This is a genomic window from Amycolatopsis sp. NPDC102389 (genome assembly GCF_044765885.1).
GTDB lineage: Bacteria > Actinomycetota > Actinomycetes > Mycobacteriales > Pseudonocardiaceae > Amycolatopsis.
Genome location: NZ_JBIWKX010000069.1, coordinates 18,270 through 40,456 on the forward strand (window position 1 = coordinate 18,270; position 22,187 = coordinate 40,456).

The following is a 22,187-nucleotide window of genomic DNA, read 5'->3' on the forward strand; positions in this document are numbered from 1 at the left end:
ACCTCCCGGTTGATACGCCGCGTCAAGACGGAGGTGCTCCACACCTGCGCGCCTCGCCGCGCGCGTACCAGTTGGAGGACCTATGAAATCCCTACGACGCTGGGCGACACTGGCCACCGCCGCCGGTGCCGCTCTCGCCACGGCCGTCGGCCTCGCCCCCGTCGCCTCGGCGGCCCCGGACGCGGTGCTCGCCTCGCCCTATCTGTACCAGTGGTCGGGACAGACGGACCCGATCGCCGCGATGAACGCCACCGGGGTCAAGGCCTTCACCCTCGCGTTCATCCTCTCCGACGGCGGCTGCAACCCGAAATGGGACGGCAGCCGTTCCCTGAGCGGCGCCGACGCCACGATGATCAACAACATCCGCGCCAAGGGCGGCGACGTCATCCCGTCGTTCGGCGGCTGGTCCGGTACGAAGCTCGGCCCGAAATGCGGTACCCCCGCGGCACTCGCCGGCGCGTATCAAAAGGTCATCGACGCCTACAAACTCAAGGCTATCGACCTCGACATCGAGAACACCGACGAGTTCGAGAACTACACCGTCCAAGACCGGATCCTGAACGCCATCAAGATCACGAAGCAGAAGAACCCCGGCCTGCGCGTGGTCATCACCATCCCGACCGAGGTGGGTGGCCCCAACTCGCACGGAAAGCGGCTGATCAACCAGTCGAAGGCGCTCGGCGCGGGCGTCGACGCGTGGTCGGTCATGCCGTTCGACTTCTCCAGCGGCGGCGACATGGCGGGCAAGACCCGCAGTGCCGTGGACGGACTGAAGAACGTCGTGAAGTCCACTTTCGGCCTTAGCGACGACGCGGCCTACCGGCGCAGCGGGCTCTCGTCGATGAACGGGAAGACCGACGTGGCGGGTGAGACCGTCAGCGTCGCCGACTTCCGCGCGATCCGCGACTACGCGGCGAGCAAACATCTCGCGCGGCTGTCGTTCTGGGCGGTGAACCGCGATTGCAACAGCTGCGCGGGAATCTCGCAGGGCAAGTACGACTACACGAAGATCGTGGCGGGTTACACCGGCTGACTTCCGTTCCCCACCGGTGTCAGTCCGTGAAGGCCTCCTTCCCTACTCTCAAGGTAGGGAAGGAGGCCTTCACGACTTCAGCGCTTTAACGGCCGCAGTCCGGATTGGTGTTCAGCGGCCTCCCCCGCGACCACACCAGGTCCACCGGATGCACCGAACCGTCCGGATCGATCGACAGGATCGGCAACGCCTTGTCGAGCTGATTCCCCGTCGCCTGGTCGAACGCGACGAACCCGGTCGCGCCGGGCACCGGGGAGTTGCAGTCGATGGCGCGCAACACGTCCGGCACCGAAACCGGATCCGCCGACACGTTCTGCACCGCGGCTTCGACGGCCGCCGCGACGGCGTCGTGTTCGATCATCGCCGCGCCGTCCCACAATTCCGCTTTGGGAAAACCATGGGTGCCGGTGAATTCGGCGACGAAGTTGTCGTGATTCTTCTTGTACGTCGGATGCGCCGGATCGGCGGTGAACATATCCCACTGGTCGGGATACGCGAGGGCCGTGTAGCGGAGCCGGACGCTGATGTCCTTGTTCAGCTGCAAGGGTTTCCCGGCGAGCGTGCTCGCGTCGTCCCCGGTCATCACGGTCACCGTGTCGAGCCCTTCGCAGGCGCCGTCGTCCGCCAGCGCCGCCACGAGGGCTCCGACATCGAGCCCGCGGCCGGCGAAGTAGATCAGATCGGGCCTCGCGCCACAGATGTCGTTGTGCCACTTGCTGAACAGGCCTCGCAGATACGCCTCACGCGAAATGTCGGTGAGCGGTTTGACGTCGTAGGTCTTCGTGAAGATGACCGGGACCTTCGACGAGTTCTGGAACGCCTCGGCGAGCGTTGTCGCGTAGGTGTCCTCCTTGCTCACTCCCTGGATCATCATCACGCGCCGGAATCCGTGCTCGGCGATGTACCCGGCCGCGGCGCGGGCCTCGTCGGTGTTGGTCGGGCCCACGCGGAAGAAGTTGTCGATCCGTGCGCCCTGCAGGTCGGTGTTCATGTTGTCCGCGGTGGGGGTCGCGCCGATCGTGGCGATACCGTGCCGGGACAGCTCGGCCACCAGCGCCCGGCTGTTCTCCGAACTGTTGCCGACGGCGGTGACCGCCACGATGCGCTGGGCCGCGGCCGCGGCGACGATCTCTTCGGCGGCGACACGCCAGTGTTCGGCGTTGCTCCCGTAGTTGGCCAGTAAGAGCTTGATCCCCGGCGGCCCGTGCTTCGGCCAGGCGGCGGTGATCGCGCCCTGCACCTCCCGCTGGATGAACGGGAACGGCTGGCTGTCGACCTTCGGATCGGGCGTGAGGTTCTCCAGCACCACGATGGTCTTGAAGTTCTCGCCCGCCGCCTCGTTGCGGTTCTTGATGAGCTTTTCCAGCGTGTCGAGCGGATCGTCGTCCCGCATCGGACCGGAGTCGAGGTTCAGCCCGACGCAGACGTATGACGAGCCGATCGACCCGTCGTCCGCGTCCACCGCGCGGAGCCCGGAACCGCACGACTCCCAGGGCCGGAACGACACCAGTACGGCACCCAGCAGTACGACCACGACCGCGACCAGCAGCCCCCGATGACGGCGCGCCCAGCCGCGGGGCCGCACCGGCGGTCCCGTCGCCGCGCGTTCACGGGCCTCGGACATACGTGTTCTCAACGAATCGAGCCAGGACATGACGGAGTTCCGTTCCGGGGTCAGGGGAATTCGCCGCGGCGGGCGGCTTCCTTTGCCGACACGAGCGCGCCCACATCGGGCTGGTGCGAAGTGGTGGCCAGCGCGGCGAAGGCGTTCGCGATCACCTGATGCTGGGCCTGCCCGCGGACCGCGAAGGGGTTGGCGGTCAGCCAGCCCGCCGCGATGAGCCGGGCGACGTTGTTCCGGATCTCGGACCGGTCGGCCGGGCATCGCGCGTTGTCGAGGTTGACGAGTTCTTCGTACAGTTCCGCGTGATCCCGCTCGGGTGGCAGATCGTCCGGCGCGTTCAGCACCAGCTCGAGCTTCGCGATCCATTCGGCGTGCGGGATCCGGTTGAACTCGCGCTCGAAGAACGTGACCACTTCGCCGATGTCGCCCAGCGCGAGGTTGCAGTAGGCCAGGCGCACCGGATCCTGCGCGGTATCGGGATCGTCGCGCAGGGCCTTGAACTGGTCGGTGTAGGTCGGCCCGTCCCCGTCGCCGCGCCGGGCCAGCGCGGACACCAGATTCGCGGCGATCCACGGATGCAGTGCCGCCTGGTCGTCGGTGGAACCGGGCGAGTTCCTCGCCGTCACCCACAACGAGGTGCGCAGTTCGGTCAGGATCCGCCCGACGTGCGGCTGGTCGATCCGGCTCTGCGCGGCGTCCGGGATCAGCCAGGGCGCGGTCGCGAACGGGGCCGCGGTCACGAAATCGTCGACGTGGACGTCGTCGAGGTGCTCGGTCAACGCGAGCTCGGTCAGCCTGCGGTAACAGGGATCCCGCTCACCCCGGGGATCGGTGGTGAGCAGATCGCGGTCGCCCTCGCGCGCGTCGCTCGCCCGCAACCGCCCGGTGAGCTGATCGACCGCCGACGGCAGTCCACCGGTCGCCCGGTGCGCGAGCGTGACCTTCGGTGTCCGCGCGCCGGAATCGAGGATCCGCGCGATCCGCCCGATCGACTGGGGCGAGATCCGGACCGGGTAATAGGCCGAGTCGAGCGCGCCGTTGGCCGGGTTCGCCCAGTCGTCGTACGAGGCCTCCTCACAGTCCGCCATCGGCCGGACGGCGGGCGGCGCGCCGGACGCGGGTTTCCACGGCGCCAGCCAGGCGGTGCCCCAGTCGTCGTGCCACCGCCCGCTGGTGGCGATGACCAGCAGCGCGTCGTGTGCCTCGCGATCGTTCGGATGCTGCACGGCATGCCGTTCCCTGGCGGCGATCAGGTCGGCGAGGAACTCGGTCCCGCCGGGGTGGTCGACGTCGTCGAGCACCACCACCCAGTTGTGCCAGTGCCTGCGCTGCTGCGAGATGTCGCAGGTACAAGGGCTCTTCTCCTCCGGCCTGGCCATCCGCGGATGGTTCTCCCGGACGTCGCCGAGGAACGCCGCCATCAGCCACTCGTTGACCGCCTTGGCGTCGCGGGCGCTGCCGCGCGCGAGCCGGTTGAGTTCGAGCAGCGCGTCGAACGGGGATCTCCCCTCGGCGTTGGGGAAGTCCGCCAGCGACCGCAGCGCCTTCCCGAGCCTGGGCCGGATGTTCCGGACCAGATGCGGGAACGTCTGGCGGAACAGATCCGCGTACGGGGGCTCGACGAGGCCTGTCGCCTTCGCCGTCTCCGTCAGCGTGTCGAGCGCTTTGTCCAGCGCGGGTGTCCAGATGATTCCGTGGAAACTGTTGATCAACGACTTCAGCTGCGCCAGGTCTTCGTCGCGATTTCGACCGGAAAGCTCCGCCTGAACTGCGATCAGCGCAATCGTGAAACGAACGAACTGCGGTTTCGGCCGATTTCGCCATTTGCCCGACAACGAGTAGGCCAGTTTCGTGAGCACGTCGATCGTGCCCGCCTTGCCGCCTTGCCCGAAATCGAATCCGGCGTGCACCACACCCCAGCCCAGGTCGCGGCGGATCGCTTCCAGCGCCGTGGTCTTGCCCGAACCGACCGGTCCGAGCAGCAGCGTCACCGGCTGCGGGCGGGACGGGTTCCCCGTCTCGCGGTTGAGCAGCATTCTCCGGGCGAACTGCACCGCGGGAGAATGTCGGTCCACACTCATTTTCCTGTTCAGCCCCTAGCCGTGCTCCGGGAGGAATGGAGAGTGCGAACCATCGTAGGTAGCGGGCCGAAGGCGTGACACAGGAAAAATGACACCAGACACGAAAGGACGAGATCCGGTCCGAATCGTGATTCTTGTTCGACGGTGAGCGACGCCGCCGCTCACCCGATCGGCGCTACCGGCCCCATTGTGGCCAGCGACCGCCTTGATGACCGCCGCCGTAGTACCAGTCGTAGTACTGGTCGAAGTCGTCGTGACCGGCGCGCGGGTCCTGCCGTTCTTCGGGCACGGGAGTAGGTGTCGGGGACGGCGTCTCCGAGCCGTGCATCGACGCGGTCATCGGCGGCGGGGGTGCGACACTGCCGCCCGAGGGCCCCGACGGGGCGGGTGAGGAGGCCGGGGCGTCGATCGCCTGCGGGGCGATGGTCAGCGACGGCGGAAGAAGCGGTGTGCCCGGGACGACCTCGGCCGGCTCGGCCGGAGTGAGCAGCACGGCCAGCAGGCCGCCGACGATCACGCCACCCGCCGAAAGCGCCGAAATCCGCCGGATCCTCCCGTTGCCGGGAGCGGCCTCCGGAGCCCGGTGCTTCGGCCCGCGCGGTCCCCGGCGACGGGGCGCCGCGCCGGCTTCCCGCATCAACTCGCTCAGGGCGTCCCCACCGGCATCGCGGCGAGCCGTGCGTGCCATCCGGCACCTCCCAACCCGGTCCGTCGCTCGGCGACGGCCTCATCCCGGGGTGGATCCTAGGAACGCGGGAGGTGGTTGTAAACGGTCGTCGTCCACTACGGACAGACGATGCGGTGAAAGGTCAGGCGGCGACGGTGACCGCGATCGCGGCTTCGCCCGCTTCGGTCAGTTCGGCGGGCACCCGGCCGGTGATCGCGGACGGACCGCTGGACTCGGCGGGGCGGATGTACCCGCCGTGGGCCAGCGCGTGCGCGGTCATCTGATCGCAACAGGCGAACCCGTCGATGAAGAGATCCGGCTCGCAGCTGCACGACATCTGGGCACGGCGCGCCGCTACCGCTCGCAGCATCGCCATCGCGCGATGGGACAGTTCGACCTCTGAACCGGACACCGGACTGGACCTCTCTCGATCAGCCACCTGAATCAGCAGCACTCACACCGTGTTATCGGCCGCTGCTCCATCAGTGTTAACAAGATCTCAGACGTTGTCGGTGACTTCTTGGTTCCGTGAGATCTTCGCCGGTCCCAGCGTCGGCTCCAGTACCCGCGCCCACTGCGCGACGATCTGTTTACGCCGCTTCGTATCGTCGGTCAGCAGGTTCGCCAGACCGAGGCCGCGGGCAAGATCGAGAGTGGCCTGGACCAGCTCACGAACGCCCTGATGGGACTCGTCGACGCCGAGCAGCTCGACGGTGACACGGTGCGCTTCCCTGCCGACGCGGGCCTCCAGTGGCACCAGGGTCGCGCGCAGGGAATCGTCGGTCGACGCCGCGACCCACAGATGGAGCGCGGCGCGGAACAGCGGTCCGCTGTAGAGATTGAGCACCATGTCGACAGCCCGCTCGATCCGCGACCGGCCCGACGAAAGTTCCGCCGCGCGGGCGCGCAGTTCCACGATCTGGATCTCGCCGACGTGCTCGACCGCGGCCGCGACCAGGTCCTCCCTGGTCGGGAAGTGGTGCTGGGCGGCACCGCGCGAGACCCCGGCGCGTTCCGCGATCAGCGCGACGGTGGTCCCGTTCCAGCCCAGCTCCCCGATCGTCTCGACGGCGGCCTCGACCAGCCGCCGCCGAGTCGTCCGGCTGCGCTCTTGCTGTGGTTCGCGGATCATGGCCCTGATTCTGGGGTACGGCTTTCGACCCAGAAATCGAGCTGCAGGTCTTCCTCCCGCCCGCCGACGCGGTACTTCGAGAAGTCGGTGACGCCCTCGGCGGCGAGCACCTCGTCGTCGAGGTAGAAATTCCCCGTCGCCTCGGTGCTCGGCTTGGTGAGGATCGCGTGCGCCGCGTCCGCCATGATCTCCGGCGTCCGCGACTTGGCCGCCAGTTCCGCGCCGACGACGTTGCGGATCGCCGCGGTGTCGATCGTCGTGCGCGGCCACAGCGAGTTCGCCGCGATCCCGTACTGCCGCAGCTCCGCGGCGAGCCCGACGGTCACCAGGCTCATCGAGTACTTCGCGATGCTGTACGCGAGATGCCCGGCCTGGAACCACTTCTCGTCGAGGCTGATCGGCGGCGACAGCGTCAGGATGTGCGCGTTCTCCGCCGCCTTCAGATACGGGATGGCGAGTTTCGACAGCAGGAACGATCCGCGCGCGTTGATGTCCTGCATCAGGTCGTAGCGCTTCATGCTGACGGATTCGGTCGGCGTCAGGTCGATCGCGCTCGCGTTGTTGAGCACGATGTCGATACCGCCGAACTGCTCCGCGGTCCGCGCGATCGCGGCCTCGACCGACGTGTCGTCGCGGACGTCGCCGACGATCGGCAGCGCCTGCCCGCCGGCGTCCTCGATCGCCTTGGCCGCGGTGTAGAGCGTGCCCGGCAGCTTCGGATGCGGCTCGGCGGTCTTGGCCAGCAGCGCGATGTTCGCCCCGTCGCGGGCGGCACGGACCGCGATGGCCTCGCCGATCCCGCGGCTGCCGCCGGAGATGATGATCGTCTTGCCGTGGAGCGTGCTCATGTTCGCGCCTCTCAGTAGGAGCGGGGCAGGCCGAGGCTGTGCTGGCCGACGAAGTTGAGCACCATCTCGCGGCTCACCGGCGCGATCCGGCCCAGCCGGACGGCCGTGACCAGCGTGCCCAGCCCGTATTCGCTGGCGAGACCGTTGCCGCCGTGGGTCTGCACGGCCTGGTCGACGGCGCGGATGGCGACCTCGGCGGCGGCGTACTTCGCCATGTTCGCCGACTCGCCCGCGCCGAAGTCGTCGCCGGAGTCGTAGAGCGACGCCGCCTTCTGCGTCATGAGTTTGGCCAGTTCGAGCTCGATCTTGATCTCGGCCAGCGGATGCGCGAGACCCTGGTGGGTGCCGATCGGCGCGCCCCACACCTTGCGTTCGTTGGCGTAGGCGATGGCCTTGCCCAGCGCGTACCGCGCGATGCCGAGCGAGAACGACGCTCCCATGATGCGTTCCGGGTTGAGCCCGGCGAACAGCTGCGCGATCGCCGCGTCCTCCTCGCCGACCAGCGCGTCGGCGGGCAGATGGACGTCGTCGAGGAACAGCCCGAACTGCTTCTCCGGCGAGATGATGTCCATGTCGATCTGCTTGTACTCGAAGCCGGGCGCGTCGGTCGGGACGGTGAACAGCGCGGGCTTGAGATTGCCGGTCTTCGCGTCCTCGGTGCGGCCGACGACCAGGACGGCGTCCGCCTCGTCGACACCGGAGATGTAGACCTTCCGTCCACTGAGGACCCAGCCGTCGCCGTCGCGTTTCGCGGTGGTGGTGATCTTGTGCGAGTTCGATCCCGCGTCCGGCTCGGTGATCGCGAAGACCATCCGCCTGCTGCCGTCGGCGATCCCCGGCAGCCAGCGCTTCTTCTGCTCGTCGGTGCCGAAGCGCGAGATGACCGTGCCGCAGATCGCCGGCGAGACGACCATGAGCAGCAGCGGGGAGCCCGCCGCGGCGAGTTCTTCGAGCACCGCGGCGAGATCCGCGATCCCCGCTCCCCCACCGCCGTACTCCTCGGGGAGATTCACGCCGAGGTAGCCCAGCCGTCCGGCTTCGGCCCACAGTTCCTCGGTCTTGAGCCCGGCGCGCGCCTGCTTGGCGTAGTACTCGTGCCCGTACTTCTTGCCGAGTTCGGCGACCGCGGCCCGCAGCGCGACGCGCTCCTCGGGCTCGGTGAAGTTCATCGCGTTCATTCGTCGTCTCCTACCACCGCGAGGATCGTGCCCACTTCAACCTGCTGTCCGACCACCACCGGGAGTTCCGTCACGACGCCGTCGGCGGGTGCCGCGATCCGGTGTTCCATCTTCATCGCTTCGAGCCACAGCAACGGATCGCCGGTCTTGACGGTGTCGCCCGCCTCGACCGCGAGCCGGACGACCGTGCCCGGCATCGGCGCCACGAGTGAACCGGCCGCGAGCGCCGCGTCGGGATCGGTGTACCGCGGCACCACGCCCAATTCGACGGCGCCGTCCGGCGAATCGACGTACACCGTGTCGCCGTACCGGGCGACGGTGAACTTCCGCCGCACCCCGGAAACCTCGATGACCACGTCGCCGCTCTCGGCGGAAACCAGTTCGACGCCTTCGAAACCGTCGGCGCGCAGACCGCCCCGGCCGAGGCTGTAAACGACCTCGATCTCGTCGTCGCCTTGACGAAAACGTTTGCGCTGCCCCTGTGACCGAACGTTGCGCCAGCCGCTCGGCAGTCGCCTCTGCACCTGGGCGCCCGAGCGGTTCTCGGCCGCGCCCGCCAAAGCGGCGGCCAGCGCCGAAATCCGTACAGTGTCCACAGTGGCCAGTGGCCGGGACAGGGTTTCGAGCCCGTGCCGGTCGAAAAAGGCCGTGTCGGTCTCTCCGGCGAGGAAAGCCTCATGGCGCAACACGTTCACCAGCAGATCGCGGTTGGTCACCACACCGTGGATCTCCGCGCCGGCCAGTGCTCCGGCCAGTGCCCGCGCCGCGCTCCGGCGGTCCGGGGCGTAGGCGATGACCTTGGCGAGCATCGGGTCGTAGTGCACGCCGACGGTCTGCCCGCTGACGAAACCGGAGTCCAGCCGGACACCTGGGCCGATCTCGAATTCCCGTTGCGCGGCAGGCACTTCGAAACGATGCAAGGTGCCGCTCTGCGGCTGCCAGCCAGCGGCGGGATCTTCGGCGTAGAGCCGGACCTCGATGGCGTGACCGGTCGTCTCCGGTTCGTCGATCGGGAGGTGCTCGCCCTCGGCGATCCGCAGTTGCAGCGAGACGAGATCGAGCCCGGTCGTGGCTTCGGTGACGGGATGCTCGACCTGGAGCCGGGTGTTCATCTCCAGGAAGTAGAACCGCCCGTCCGGTCCGGCGAGGAACTCGACCGTCCCGGCGCCGACGTAGTCGATCGCCTGCGCGGCCTTGCGCGCGGCGTCGAACAGCGCCTCCCGCATGGCCTCGTCGACGAACGGCGACGGCGCCTCCTCGACGACCTTCTGGTGGCGGCGCTGGATCGAGCACTCCCGCTCCCCCACCGCCCAGACGGTGCCGTGGGTGTCGGCGAGCACCTGGACCTCGATGTGGCGGCCGGTCTCCAGGTATCGCTCGCAGAACACGGTCGGGTCGCCGAACGCCGACGCGGCCTCGGCGCTCGCGCCTTCGACGGCCTCGGCGAGTTCGCCGAGCGAGCGCACGATGCGCATACCGCGTCCGCCACCGCCGGCGGAAGCCTTGACCAGCAGCGGAAGGTCGTCCTCGGTGACCTCGGCCGGGTCCAATTCGGACAGGATCGGGACACCGGCCTCGGCCATCATCCGCTTGGACTCGACCTTGGAGCCCATGCTCTCGATGGCCTCCGGCGGCGGGCCGACCCAGGTGAGTCCCGCGTCGATCACGGCACGGGCGAACCCGGCGTTCTCGGACAGGAACCCATAGCCGGGGTGGATCGCGTCGGCGCCGGTTTCCACGGCCGCCTTGATCAGCAGCTCGGCTCGCAGATAGGTGTCGGCGGGCGCGTTGCCCGGCAGGCGGACGGCGACATCCGCCTCGGCGGTGTGCGGCGCGTCGGCGTCCGCGTCGGAGAACACCGCCACCGTACCGATTCCGGCGTCGCGACAGGTGCGGAACACACGGCGGGCGATCTCACCGCGGTTGGCGACCAGAAGTTTCTCGATCATGCCGCTCACATCCTGAAGACGCCGAAGCCCTCGGCGCCCTTCACTGGTCCATTGTGGATCACGGACAGGCTGAGCCCGAGCACCGTGCGAGTGTCGCGGGGATCGATGATCCCGTCGTCGTAGAGCATCCCGGAGAGGAACATCGGCATCGACTCGGCTTCGATCTGGCCCTCGACCATGGCGCGCATGGCGGCGTCGTGCTCCTCGTTGTACTCCTGACCGCGCGACGCGGCGGCGGCACGGGCCACGATGGACAGCACGCCCGCGAGCTGCTGCGGCCCCATGACCGCGGATTTCGCGCTCGGCCAAGCGAAGAGGAACCGGGGATCGTAGGCACGGCCGCACATCCCGTAATGCCCGGCGCCGTACGACGCGCCCATGAGCACCGACAGATGCGGCACCTTCGAGTTCGACACGGCGTTGATCATCATCGCGCCGTGTTTGATGATGCCGCTCTGCTCGTACTCCTTGCCGACCATGTAGCCGGTCGTGTTGTGCAGAAAGACGAGCGGCGTGTCGATCTGGTTGGCCAGTTGGATGAACTGCGCGGCCTTCTGCGACTCCTCGCCGAACAGCACCCCCTGCGCGTTGGCCAGGATGCCGACCGGGTAGCCGTGGATACTCGCCCAGCCGGTGGCGAGGCTGCTGCCGTACAAGGGTTTGAACTCGTCGAAGTCCGAGCCGTCGGCGACCCTGGCGATCACCTCGCGCGGGTCGAACGGCACCTTGAGGTCGGTGGGCACGATGCCGAGCAGGTCTTCGGCGGAGTACAGCGGCTCGGCGTAGTCCGGTTTCGGTGTCGGGCCCTGTTTGGTCCAGTTGAGCCGCTTGACGATGCTGCGGCCGAGCCGGATCGCGTCCTCTTCGTCCGCCGCGAGGTAGTCGGCGAGGCCCGACGTGCGGGCGTGCATCTCGGCGCCGCCGAGCGACTCGTCGTCGGATTCCTCACCGGTGGCCATCTTGACCAGCGGCGGACCGCCGAGGAACACCTTCGCCCGTTCCTTGACCATCACGACGTAGTCCGACATGCCGGGCAGGTACGCGCCGCCCGCGGTCGAGTTTCCGAACACCAGGGCGATCGTGGGCACCTTCGCCGCCGACGACCGCGTGATATCACGGAAGATCCGGCCGCCGGGGATGAAGATCTCCTTCTGCGTCGGCAGATCCGCGCCACCCGACTCGACGAGGTTGATCACCGGCAGGCGGTTCTGCGCGGCGATGTCCGCGGCGCGGTAGCTCTTCTTGGCCGTCCACGGGTTGCTCGCCCCGCCTTTGACCGTCGGGTCGCTCGCCGAGATCATGCATTCGACGCCTTCGACGACGCCGATCCCGGTGATCACGCTGGCGCCGACCTGGTAGTCCGAACCCCAGGCCGCCAGCGGCGACAGTTCGAGGAACGGCGAGTCCTCGTCGAGGAGGAGCTCGATCCGCTCGCGGGCCAGCATCTTGCCGCGTTTGCGATGCCGGGCGACGTATTTCTCGCCGCCGCCCGCGATCGCCTTGGCGTGCTCGCCGTCGATCTCGGCCAGCTTGCCGAGCATGGATTCGCGATTGGCCGCGAATCCCTCGCTTCGGCTGTCCACAGTGGACCTGATCGTGCTCATGCGGTGTATCCCAATCGCTTCGCGGCCAAGCCGGTGAGGATCTCGTTGGTCCCGCCGCCGATGCCGAGGATGCGCACGTCACGGTAGTGACGCTCCACTTCGGACTCCCGCATGTAGCCGAGTCCGCCGTGCAGCTGCACGGCCTCGTTGACCACCCATTCGGCGGTCTCGACGGCGGTGTTCTTCGCGAAACAGGCTTCGGCGATGACCTCTTCGCCCGCGACGTGCCGCTGGGCGACCTGCCGGGTGTAAGTGCGGGCGACGTCGATCTTGCGCGCCATCTCGGTGAGTTTGTGCTGCACCAGCTGGCGGGATATCAGCGGGCGGCCGAAGGTCTCGCGCAGGCGGCACCAGTCCAAGGTCAGGTCGAGCGCTCGCTGCGCGTGCGCGTAACCCTGCACGGCCAGCGAGACCCGCTCGGTGACGAACTGCGTAGCGACCTGCGCGAACCCGCTGTTCTCCGCCCCGATCAGGTTCTCCGCGGGCACCCGGACGTCCACATAGGACAGCTCGGCGGTGTCCGAGCAGAGCCAGCCCATCTTCTCCAGCTTGCGGGAGACGGTGAAGCCCGGTGTGCCGCGTTCGACCACGATGAGCGAAATCCCGTGCGCGCCGGCTTCCCCGGTGCGGACCACGGTCGTCACGAAATCCGCACGGCAGCCCGAGGTGATGAAGGTCTTGGCGCCGTTGATGACGTACTCGTCGCCCTCGCGCACCGCCGTGGTGCGGATCCCGGCGACGTCGGAGCCGCCGTCGGGTTCGGTGACCGCGAGCGAGCCGATCTTGGCGCCCTCCAGGGTCGGCCGGACCCAGCGTTCGATCTGCACCGGATCCCCGGCGGCCGCGATATGCGGGACGGCGATGCCGCAAGTGAACAGCGAGGCGAACAGGCCGCCGGAACCGCCCGCGTAGTGCAGTTCCTCGGCGATGACGACGGCGTCGAGGTAGTCGCCGCCACCGCCGCCGACCTCCTCAGGGAAGCCGACACCGAGCAGCCCGAGTTCCCCGGCCTTGCGGTGCAGATCGCGGGGCAGTTCGCCCTCGCGCTCCCAATCGTCGAGGTACGGCAGGATCTCGGTTTCGGCGAACCGCCGGACGGTCTTGCGCAGTTCGGCGCGTTCCGGCGTGGCGAAAGGGTCGGTCACAGGAGGGCCTCCGGGATGTCGATCTCGCGGGAGCGCAGCCATTCCCCGAGCGCCTTCGCCTGCGGGTCGAACCGCGCCTGCGAAGCGACGCCCTCGCCGAGGATGCCTTCGACGACGAAGTTGAGCGCCCGCAGGTTCGGCAGGAGATGCCGCCGGACCTCGAGGTCCGCGGTCTCCGGGAGCAGCAGTTTGAACTCGGTGACGGTGAGCCGGTGCGCGAGCCAGCGCCACGCTTCGTCGGAACGCGCCCAGACCCCGACGTTCGCGTTGCCACCCTTGTCGCCGCTGCGGGCACCGACCACCTTGCCCAGCGGTGCCCGGCGGACCCGCACCTGGGTGAACGGCGCGGGCAGTCGTTCTTCGTCCACATCGGACAGAGGCAGGGTTTCGGTGGCGGGCGCGATGTCGCGGCGCGTTCCGTCCGGCAGGACGGCGATATGCGGGACCTCGCGCGCGTCGACGAAAGCGGGCCGGTACACGCCGTAGGGCGAGGCGGCCGCGGGCGGCGCGGTGACATGGAAGCCGGGGTAGCTCGCGAGCGCGAGTTCGATCGCCGCGCCGCTGAACGCGCGCCCGGCGACCTCCGGATCAGCGTCCTTCACCGCGACGTGCAGCAGCGCGCTCGCCTGCTGTTCGGTCTCGGCGTCGGGACGGTCGGTGCGGGCCAGGGTCCACTTGACGTCGGCGGGCGGCCTGGCCTTGAGCGCGCCTTCGAGCTGTTCCTTGACCAGTGCGGCTTTCGCCTCGATGTCGAGTCCGGTGAGGACGAACGTCGTCTCGTTCCGGAAACCGCCGAGCCCGTTCAGGCAGACCTTGAGCGTCGGTGGCGGCGGCTCGCCGGTGACGCCGCTGATGCGGACGCGGTCCGGGCCGTCGTCGGTGAGCGTCAACGTGTCAAACCGCGCCGTGACGTCCGGCCCGGCGTAGCGGGCGCCGGTGATCTCGTAGAGCAGTTGCGCCGTAACGGTTCCGGCGTTCACCACACCGCCCGTTCCGGGGTGTTTGGTGATCACGCTGGAACCGTCGGCGGAGATCTCGGCGATCGGGAAACCCGGGACGCCGATCTCGTGTTCGGTGAAGAAGGCGTAGTTGCCGCCGGTGGCCTGCGTTCCGCATTCGATCACGTGCCCGGCCGCGACCGCGCCCGCCAGCGCGTCGTAGTCGTCGCGCGCCCAGCCGAAGTGCGCGGCGGCCGGGCCGACGATCACCGACGCGTCGGTGACGCGTCCGGTCACCACGATGTCGGCGCCCGCGTTCAGGCACTCCGCGATCCCCCAAGCGCCGAGGTACGCGTTGGCGGTCAGGGTCTTGCCGAAACCGAGTTCTTCCGCGCGCTGGATGAGGTCGTCGCCCTCGACGTGCGCGATCGCGACGTCGACGCCGAGCTTCGCGGCCAGTTCACGGAGCGCACCGGCGAGCCCGGCGGGGTTGAGCCCACCGGCGTTCGCGACGATCTTGACGCCCTTTTCCTTCGCCAGCGCGAGATTCTGCTCCATCTGACGCAAGAAGGTCTTGGCGTAACCGCGTTCTGGGTCCTTCATCCGGTCGCGGCCGAGGATGAGCATGGTCAGCTCGGCCAGGTAGTCGCCGGTCAGCACGTCGAGCGGACCGCCGGTGAGCATCTCGTGGACCGCGGAGAACCGGTCGCCGTAGAACCCGGACGCGTTGCCGATCCTGATCGGGGTCATGCGAACTGCCCCGGCCGCCGTCCCGCGCCGGGAGGCCCGGCGAAGGCCTGGGCGATCCCGAGCCATTCCTCGACGTCCTTGCCCGTGGCGACAAGGTCGGTGTCGGCGGGGTGACGGCGCTGGGTGATGACGAGGCAGAAGTCGACGGCGCTGCCGGTGAGCCGCTGCCGCGCGTCCTCCGGTCCGAAAGCCCAAGTGGTGCCGTCGGGCGCGGTGAGCTCGACGCGGAATTCCTCGCTGGGCGGCGAGAGTGAGTTGAGCTTGTAGGCGAAGTCGCGGGTGCGGGTGCCGAACCGGGCTATATGCCAGATCCGCGCGGTGTTCTCCCGCTCGACGCCGAGCGCGTCGAAGATGTCCTGGCCGTGCGCCCACGTCTCCATCAGGCGTGCCGTCACCATGGACGCCGCACTCATCGGCGGGCCGTACCAGGGGATCTTCTGCCCGTCGGGCACCGCGGCGAGCGCTTCGGCGAGTTCCGCGCGACAGGCGCGCCATTCGGCCAGCAGCTCACCGGGCGGCGCCTTCGCGCCCTCGACGGCGCCGTCGTCGACGTAGGACTCCCCCGTCGCGAGCAGCCCTTCGATCTCGGCCTGCCACTCGGCCTCGGACCCGCGCGCCGCGATCAGCGCCTTCTTGTCCGTCCAGGCCAGATGGGCGATCTGATGGGCGATCGTCCAGCCTTCGGCCGGGGTCTGCCGCGCCCAGTCCGACGCGGGCAGATCCGCCACCACGTCGTCGATGGCCTGCGATTCCGCCGCGAGATCCCCAAGGATCGCGCCCAGGTCAGCCATGCCCGCCTCCTCGCGTCTCCCCCAGGCTGACACCCCCGCGTGGAAAAATCAAGCACGCCTGATTGTTTTCCTCGATCGACGTTCCGTGAAGGCCTCCTTGAGGGACCCAGAGTCTCTCAAGGAGGCCTTCACGGACATCGGAGCAGGTCAGCTCCCCGGCCGCTCGAATTCCCGGATCAGCACCGGATACTGCTCTCCCCCGTGCCCGGCGGCGATCGCGCGGTCGGCCATCGCCTTGATCAGCTTCGGCAGTTCGGCGTTCACGCCCAGCGCCTCGCTCTCCTCGACCATGTGCGCCATCGCCCGCGCGTCGGTTTCCAAAGCCGACACCTCGGCCGGGAAGGAATCCTTGTCGACCTGTTCGGCGTACCCGGGCAGCCAACCGGCGACACCCACGGCGATCTGTTGCGCGAAGGGCGCGTACGTCGCGGCGTCGACACCGGCCGTCTTGAGCATCGCGGTGCCCTGGAGCCACGCGTTCAGGACGCTCCACATCATCGTCAGCCCGGCGACGTCGTACAGGGACGCGAGTCCGGGGTCCTCGCCGAGGTAGCTGATCGTGCCGAGCGCGCCGATCTCGAAGTCCGGCCGCCGCCCGCTCAGCAGGATCACCGCGTCGGCGGTCCCGATCGACGACGGGATGGCCATGATCGCGCCGTCCACGTACCGGGCACCCTGTTTTTCGGCCCAGGCGGCGGTTTCCCGAGCCTGAGCGGAGTCGCCCGAAGTCAGGTTGACCAGTGTCGTGCCCGCCAGGCCGTCATCGCCGAGCAGTTCACGGACGGCGAAGTAGTCGGTGAGGCACAGGATCGTCACGCCGCCCGAGCCAAGCGCGTCGCCGATCGTGGGCGCGAGCCGCGCGCCTTCGGCCACGAGCGCGTCCGCCTTGGCGGCCGTCCGGTTCCACACGGTGGTGGGATGCCCCGCATTCAGAAACGCGCGGGCGAGCGCGGTGCCCATGAGACCGAGGCCGACGACCGAAATCGGAGTGTTCGCGTTGTCTGTCATGGCACGATCGTCAACGTTGATACCGGTATGAAGGTCAAGTGGGGAAAGCGATGAAGATCGGTGAACTGAGTCACCGGACGGGCGTCAACGCCCACCAGCTGCGCTACTACGAGGCGCAAGGACTCCTGGAGGCGAGCCGCGGCAAGAACGGCTATCGCGAGTACGACGAGACGGCTTTGCTGCGGGTGAAGCAGATCCGCCATCTGCTCGCCGCGGGCCTGTCGTCCGAGGACATCGCGTATCTGCTCCCCTGCGCGATCGGCGAGGAACCCGAGCTGATCGGCTGCCCCGAGCTGCTGGCCGCGATGCGCGAGCGGCTCGGACGCCTGGACGAGCAGCTGGCCAAGCTGACCAGGTCGCGCGACGCGCTGGCCGGGTACATCGTCGTGGCCGAGCGGGTCGGCGTCGAGACCTATCCGCCGTTCGACGGCACCGCCGCGTGAACGAGGCACAGGAAGCGTGCCCCGTTCTACGAACAGGCGCTCGCGGGCGAAGGTCTGTCTACAGAGGACAGACATGGGGGCGTTCGTCGGACTCGGCAGCACGTATCGCGTCCTCGGCCGGTACGACGAGTCGCTCGCGACCTTGCGCCGCCTTGTTGACACCTTGTCAACACTGGCTTACTTTCACGTCATGAGCGCGTACGCCGAAATCACCTACGAGGTCGAAGACCGCATCGCGACGGTCACGCTCAACCGGCCCGAGGCCCGCAACGGCTACACCATCCGCATGGCCGACGAACTCGGCGACGCGATGGACCGCGCCGACCGCGACGAGGACGTCCGGGTGGTGATCCTGACCGGCAACGGCAAGGATTTCTCGGTGGGCGCCGACCTCACCCAGGGCGGTTTCGACTTCGATCCGGAGACCGGGCCGGACGCGGCGTGGCAGGAGCCGGCGGGACGCTGCTCGAAACGGATCTTCACGATGAACAAGCCGGTGATCGCGGCTTTGCGGGGCGCGGCCGTCGGCGGCGGCGTCACGATCACGCTGTCGTGCGACTACCGGCTCGCGTCCACGGACTCCCGGTTCGGCTTCGTGTTCGTCCGCCGCGGGATCTACCCCGAAGGCGCGTCCGCGTGGTTCCTCCCCCGGCTCGTCGGGATGGGCACGGCACTCGACTGGATGATCAGCGGCCGGGTCTTCGGCGCCGAGGAAGCGAAAACCGCCGGACTGGTCCACAGTGTGCATGAGCCCGGGGAAGTGCTCGGCAAGGCCCGCGAGCTGGCTCGCGAGATCGCGGCGACCACCTCGCCGGTCTCGGTCGCGGTGACGCGGCAGTTGCTGTACCGGATGGCGAGCGCGGAATCGCCGTTCCCCGTGCACGAGCTGGACTCCCGGCTGATCGGCGGCCTGGGTTCCAGCCCGGACGCCGTCGAAGGAGTCGTGTCCTTCCTGCAGAAACGACCACCGGAGTTCTCCATGCGCGTCGACACCGACCAGCCCGCTTACCTGCCGTGGCTGAACAAGTGACCGCCTATCCCCCGGAGCCCTGGGACCTGGCGGATCAGGCGTACCTGTCGATCTGGCGTGTCCCGGTGAGCGGACTGCCCGGCCTGCCCGGCGGCGTCGAGCCGATCACGCTCGGCGGCCGCGCCCAGGTGTTCACCGCCTGGATCGACTACCAGGAGCCCGGGCAGCTTCAGTACCACGAGCTGCTCGCGACGGTCGCGGTCCGCGGCGAACGCCTCTCCAGCTCCATCACCGACATCTGGGTCGACAGCGAGGTCTCGCTCGCCGGCGGGCGGGCGCTGTGGGGCATCCCGAAGGATCTCGCCGCGCTCGACTTCGCCCACGGGCGGACGTTCACCGCCTCGGCGGCCACCCAGGAGGACTGGATCGCGACGGCGGCCTTCACGCCCCGGCCGAGCCTTCCGGTGCGGATGCCGGCGGCCTTCGACGTCGTCCAAATGCTGGACGGTCGTCTCAAAAGGAGCCCCGTCCGAGCGACGGCGAACCCACGCCCCGCGTCCGCGGACTGGCGGATCAACGAGTCCGGGCCGTTCGGCTTCCTCGCCGGTCAGCGCCCCGTACTGAGCGCCTGCCTGCGCGATTTCAAGATCGTCTTCGGGGGCTGAACAGCCGCTGAGCGTGATCGTCTAACCCGCCAGGGTGAGCCGACGACACGCCACCCATTGGGGCACGTGCAGCCTCCGACCCCTACATGTAGTCTCTGGGAACCGGCACCGCCCAGCGACGGGGAGACCGCTCGGGAGCGGTGGTCGGACAGCTTTGTGAACGTGCAGCGCACGGCCTTGTGAGGCCTTGTGGTGCTTCAACGCGCCCTTTTGGAGTCATGCATGTCAGTCGATACCGGTCAGCGGCCACCTTCGTCTTCGGACACCACGCCCGCGACCGTGCGAGTCATCCGGCGGGACGGCAGCGTGTCCCCCTTCGACGCGAACAAGATCTCGGTCGCCGTGACCAAGGCCTTCCTCGCCGTCGAGGGCGGTGACGCGGCCGCCTCGTCGCGGATCCACCATCTGGTCAAGGAACTGACCGAGCAGATCGAGACCACCCTGCTCCGCCACGCCGGCCCCGAGACCGCGCTGCACATCGAGCAGATCCAGGACATCGTCGAGCTCGCGCTGATGCGCGGCGAGCACCACAAGGTCGCCCGCGCGTACGTCCTGTACCGCGATGAGCGCGCGAAGGCCCGCGAGGCCGAGAAGCCCGCGTCGTCCGACGTCGCCATCAGCGTCAAGACGGCCGACGGCTCGCTCCGCCCGCTCGACTGGGCCCGCGTCTCGCACGTGGTCGGCGAGGCCGTCGCCGGGCTCGAGGACGTCTCGGCCGAGCCGGTCCTGGCCGAGGCCAAGCGCAACCTGTACGACGGCATCAGCGCCGACGAGCTCGCCCTCGCCCAGATCATGGCCGCGCGCGTGCTCGTCGAGCAGGAGCCGAACTACTCCTACGTCAGCGCCCGGCTGCTGGCGGACAAGCTCCGCGGCGAGGCGCTCAGCTACCTCGCGGGCGTTCCGCAGCAGGCCAGCCAGAACGAGATGACCGCGCGGTACCCGCAGTACTTCCGGGACTACCTCAAGCGCGCCATCGAGCTGGAGCTGGTCAACCCCGAGCTCCAGACCTTCGACCTGGACAAGATCACCGCGGCCATCCACGCCGAGCGTGACCTCGACTTCGGCTTCCTCGGCCTGCAGACGCTGTACGACCGGTACTTCCAGCACCACAACGGTGTCCGCTTCGAGCTGCCGCAGGCGTTCTTCATGCGCGTCGCCATGGGTCTGGCAATCCGCGAGGACGACCGGGAAGCCCGTGCCATCGAGTTCTACGAGCTCCTCTCGACCTTCCACTTCATGGCGTCCACCCCGACGCTGTTCAACTCGGGCACCACGCGCCCGCAGCTGTCGTCCTGCTTCCTGACCACCGTGGACGACGACCTGGACTCGATCTTCCAGGCGTACAAGAACAACGCGCTGCTGGCAAAGTACTCGGGCGGTCTCGGCAACGACTGGACCCCGGTCCGCGGCCTCGGCGCGCACATCAAGGGCACCAACGGCCAGTCGCAGGGTGTCGTGCCGTTCCTCAAGATCGCCAACGACACCGCGGTCGCGGTGAACCAGGGCGGCAAGCGCAAGGGCGCCGCCTGCGCGTACCTCGAGACCTGGCACGTGGACATCGAGGAATTCCTCGACCTGCGCAAGAACACCGGTGACGACCGTCGTCGTACGCACGACATGAACACCGCGAACTGGGTGCCGGACGAGTTCCTGCGCCGCGTCGAGGCCGACGCGCAGTGGACGCTGTTCTCGCCGAACGAGACCCCGGACCTGCACGACCTCTACGGCAACGCGTTCGCCGAGCGCTACCGCGAGTACGAGGCCGCCGCCGAGCGTGGCGAGCTGAAGGTGTTCCGCAAGATCCGCGCGGTCGACCTGTGGCGCCGCATGCTGACCATGCTGTTCGAGACCGGCCACCCGTGGATCACCTTCAAGGACCCGTGCAACCTGCGCTCGCCGCAGCAGCACGTGGGTGTCGTGCACTCGTCCAACCTGTGCACCGAGATCACCCTGAACACCACCACCGACGAGGTCGCGGTCTGCAACCTCGGCTCGGTGAACCTGCTCAAGCACGTCACTCCCGAGGGCCTCGACACGAAGCGCCTCGAGAAGACCGTGCGCACGGCCGTTCGCATGCTCGACAACGTGATCGACATCAACTTCTACACGATCCCGGAGGCGCGCCGCTCCAACCTGCGCCACCGCCCGATCGGCCTCGGCCTGATGGGCTTCCAGGACGCGCTGTTCGAGATCGGTGTCCCGCTGTCCTCGGACGAGGCCGTACAGTTCGCGGACACCAGCATGGAGCACATCAGCTACTACGCGATCTCGGCCTCGACCGACCTCGCCGAGGAGCGCGGCCAGTACCAGACGTTCGAGGGTTCCTTGTGGAGCAAGGGAATCCTGCCGATCGACTCGATGCAGCTGCTGATCGACGCGCGCCAGGGCGACGCTCTCGACGTCGACACCTCGTCCACTTTGGACTGGGCGCCGCTGCGCGAGCGGGTCAAGACCGTCGGCATGCGCAACTCCAACGTGATGGCGATCGCGCCGACCGCGACGATCTCCAACATCTGCGGGGTCGGGCAGTCGATCGAGCCGCTGTTCCAGAACCTGTTCGTCAAGTCGAACATGTCCGGTGACTTCACCGTGGTGAACCCGCACCTGGTCCGCTCGCTCAAGGAGCGCGGGCTGTGGGACGAGGTCATGGTGTCGGACCTGAAGTACTTCGACGGCAGCCTCGGCCAGATCGACCGCGTGCCGGACGACCTGAAGGCGTTGTACGCCACCGCGTTCGAGATCGAGTCCAAGTGGCTGGTGGACGCCGGTTCGCGGCGCCAGAAGTGGATCGACCAGGCGCAGTCGCTGAACCTCTACATCGCGGCGCCCAGCGGCCGCAAGCTCGACGAGCTGTACCGCTACGCCTGGCACAAGGGCCTCAAGACCACGTACTACCTGCGGGCGCGGTCCGCGACGCACGTGGAGAAGAGCACCCTGCGCGGCACCGACGGCAAGCTGAACGCGGTCTCGGCCACCCCGGCCCCGGCCACCCCCAAGCCCGCCGCCGCTCCGGCGCCGGCTCCCGCCGCTTCGCCCGCCCCGTCGGCTTCCGCCGCGGTGTCGCCGTCGCCGGCCGCCGCCGTCCCGGCCGTCCCGGTGACCGCCCCTGCCCCGGCAGCCAAGCCGGAGCCGAAGGAGATGCCGAAGGTCTCGGACGTCGACTTCGTCGCCACCGAAGGCGCGGCCTGCCGGATCGACGACCCCGACTGCGAAGCCTGCCAGTGACCTCCGGTCGTGGGGGGGGGGGGGGGGGGGGGCGGCCGGGCCCCGCCACCCCCCCCCCCCCCCCCGCGGGGGGGCCGCGGGGGGGGGGGGGGGCGCGCCCCCCCGCCGCCGCGCGCGCCCCGGCCCCCCCCCGCGC

Annotated in this window: 18 protein-coding genes; 5 read left to right on the forward strand and 13 right to left on the reverse strand. The window is 68.7% G+C overall.

Going from position 1 to position 22,187, the window contains the following annotated elements; translation table 11 throughout:
* The first annotated feature begins 82 nt into the window (after window positions 1-82).
* Complete coding sequence (locus ACIRGA_RS35595) at window positions 83-1,033, forward strand: chitinase (protein WP_400949909.1); 951 nt, start codon at window positions 83-85, stop codon at window positions 1,031-1,033.
* 85 nt (window positions 1,034-1,118) lie between these two features.
* On the opposite strand, the gene ACIRGA_RS35600 is transcribed toward ACIRGA_RS35595, so the two are convergent.
* The 13 genes from ACIRGA_RS35600 to ACIRGA_RS35660 all read right to left on the reverse strand — a co-directional run bounded on the left by ACIRGA_RS35600 (window position 1,119) and on the right by ACIRGA_RS35660 (window position 16,748).
* Window positions 1,119-2,687, reverse strand: a complete 1,569-nt coding sequence (locus ACIRGA_RS35600; RefSeq protein WP_400949911.1) for an ABC transporter substrate-binding protein — start codon at window positions 2,685-2,687, stop codon at window positions 1,119-1,121.
* 20 nt (window positions 2,688-2,707) lie between these two features.
* Window positions 2,708-4,732 (reverse strand): hypothetical protein, encoded by a 2,025-nt coding sequence (locus ACIRGA_RS35605; protein WP_400949914.1) that lies wholly within the window; start codon window positions 4,730-4,732, stop codon window positions 2,708-2,710.
* 181 nt (window positions 4,733-4,913) lie between these two features.
* The gene (locus tag ACIRGA_RS35610) at window positions 4,914-5,426 is read right to left on the reverse strand and encodes a hypothetical protein (protein ID WP_400949917.1); all 513 of its coding nucleotides are present in this window, start codon (window positions 5,424-5,426) and stop codon (window positions 4,914-4,916) included.
* A gap of 121 nt (window positions 5,427-5,547) precedes the next feature.
* Window positions 5,548-5,817, reverse strand: coding sequence for a hypothetical protein (locus ACIRGA_RS35615; protein WP_400949920.1), 270 nt, complete (start codon window positions 5,815-5,817; stop codon window positions 5,548-5,550).
* 87 nt (window positions 5,818-5,904) lie between these two features.
* Window positions 5,905-6,537: a TetR/AcrR family transcriptional regulator gene (locus ACIRGA_RS35620; RefSeq protein WP_400949922.1), complete on the reverse strand. Its 633-nt coding sequence runs from the start codon at window positions 6,535-6,537 to the stop codon at window positions 5,905-5,907.
* On the reverse strand, window positions 6,534-7,385 hold the full coding sequence (locus tag ACIRGA_RS35625) for an SDR family oxidoreductase (RefSeq protein WP_400949924.1): 852 nt from the start codon (window positions 7,383-7,385) through the stop codon (window positions 6,534-6,536). The genes ACIRGA_RS35620 and ACIRGA_RS35625 overlap by 4 nt, the downstream gene beginning before the upstream one ends.
* 11 nt (window positions 7,386-7,396) lie before the next feature.
* Window positions 7,397-8,563, reverse strand: a complete 1,167-nt coding sequence (locus ACIRGA_RS35630; protein WP_400949927.1) for an acyl-CoA dehydrogenase family protein — start codon at window positions 8,561-8,563, stop codon at window positions 7,397-7,399.
* Window positions 8,560-10,512, reverse strand: a complete 1,953-nt coding sequence (locus ACIRGA_RS35635; protein ID WP_400949930.1) for a biotin carboxylase N-terminal domain-containing protein — start codon at window positions 10,510-10,512, stop codon at window positions 8,560-8,562. Before ACIRGA_RS35635 ends, ACIRGA_RS35630 begins: the two co-directional genes overlap by 4 nt.
* Window positions 10,513-10,517: 5 nt before the next feature.
* On the reverse strand, window positions 10,518-12,116 hold the full coding sequence (locus ACIRGA_RS35640; RefSeq protein ID WP_400949932.1) for an acyl-CoA carboxylase subunit beta: 1,599 nt from the start codon (window positions 12,114-12,116) through the stop codon (window positions 10,518-10,520).
* Window positions 12,113-13,261: an acyl-CoA dehydrogenase family protein gene (locus ACIRGA_RS35645; protein WP_400949934.1), complete on the reverse strand. Its 1,149-nt coding sequence runs from the start codon at window positions 13,259-13,261 to the stop codon at window positions 12,113-12,115. The genes ACIRGA_RS35640 and ACIRGA_RS35645 overlap by 4 nt, the downstream gene beginning before the upstream one ends.
* Window positions 13,258-14,949 (reverse strand): acyclic terpene utilization AtuA family protein, encoded by a 1,692-nt coding sequence (locus ACIRGA_RS35650; RefSeq protein ID WP_400949936.1) that lies wholly within the window; start codon window positions 14,947-14,949, stop codon window positions 13,258-13,260. Before ACIRGA_RS35650 ends, ACIRGA_RS35645 begins: the two co-directional genes overlap by 4 nt.
* The gene (locus tag ACIRGA_RS35655) at window positions 14,946-15,740 is read right to left on the reverse strand and encodes a TIGR03084 family metal-binding protein (protein ID WP_400949939.1); all 795 of its coding nucleotides are present in this window, start codon (window positions 15,738-15,740) and stop codon (window positions 14,946-14,948) included. Before ACIRGA_RS35655 ends, ACIRGA_RS35650 begins: the two co-directional genes overlap by 4 nt.
* A gap of 147 nt (window positions 15,741-15,887) precedes the next feature.
* Window positions 15,888-16,748, reverse strand: a complete 861-nt coding sequence (locus ACIRGA_RS35660) for an NAD(P)-dependent oxidoreductase (RefSeq protein WP_400949941.1) — start codon at window positions 16,746-16,748, stop codon at window positions 15,888-15,890.
* Window positions 16,749-16,798: 50 nt separating this feature from the next.
* Between ACIRGA_RS35660 and ACIRGA_RS35665 the strand changes: the two genes are divergently transcribed.
* The 4 genes from ACIRGA_RS35665 to ACIRGA_RS35680 all read left to right on the forward strand — a co-directional run bounded on the left by ACIRGA_RS35665 (window position 16,799) and on the right by ACIRGA_RS35680 (window position 22,051).
* The gene (locus ACIRGA_RS35665) at window positions 16,799-17,191 is read left to right on the forward strand and encodes a MerR family transcriptional regulator (RefSeq protein ID WP_400949943.1); all 393 of its coding nucleotides are present in this window, start codon (window positions 16,799-16,801) and stop codon (window positions 17,189-17,191) included.
* A gap of 190 nt (window positions 17,192-17,381) precedes the next feature.
* Window positions 17,382-18,221: an enoyl-CoA hydratase-related protein gene (locus ACIRGA_RS35670; protein ID WP_400949952.1), complete on the forward strand. Its 840-nt coding sequence runs from the start codon at window positions 17,382-17,384 to the stop codon at window positions 18,219-18,221.
* The gene (locus ACIRGA_RS35675) at window positions 18,218-18,826 is read left to right on the forward strand and encodes an acetoacetate decarboxylase family protein (RefSeq protein WP_400949946.1); all 609 of its coding nucleotides are present in this window, start codon (window positions 18,218-18,220) and stop codon (window positions 18,824-18,826) included. Before ACIRGA_RS35670 ends, ACIRGA_RS35675 begins: the two co-directional genes overlap by 4 nt.
* A 222-nt stretch (window positions 18,827-19,048) precedes the next feature.
* Entirely contained in the window at window positions 19,049-22,051 is a 3,003-nt protein-coding gene (locus tag ACIRGA_RS35680) for a ribonucleoside-diphosphate reductase subunit alpha (RefSeq protein WP_400949949.1), read from the forward strand.
* The last annotated feature ends 136 nt before the right edge of the window (window positions 22,052-22,187 follow it).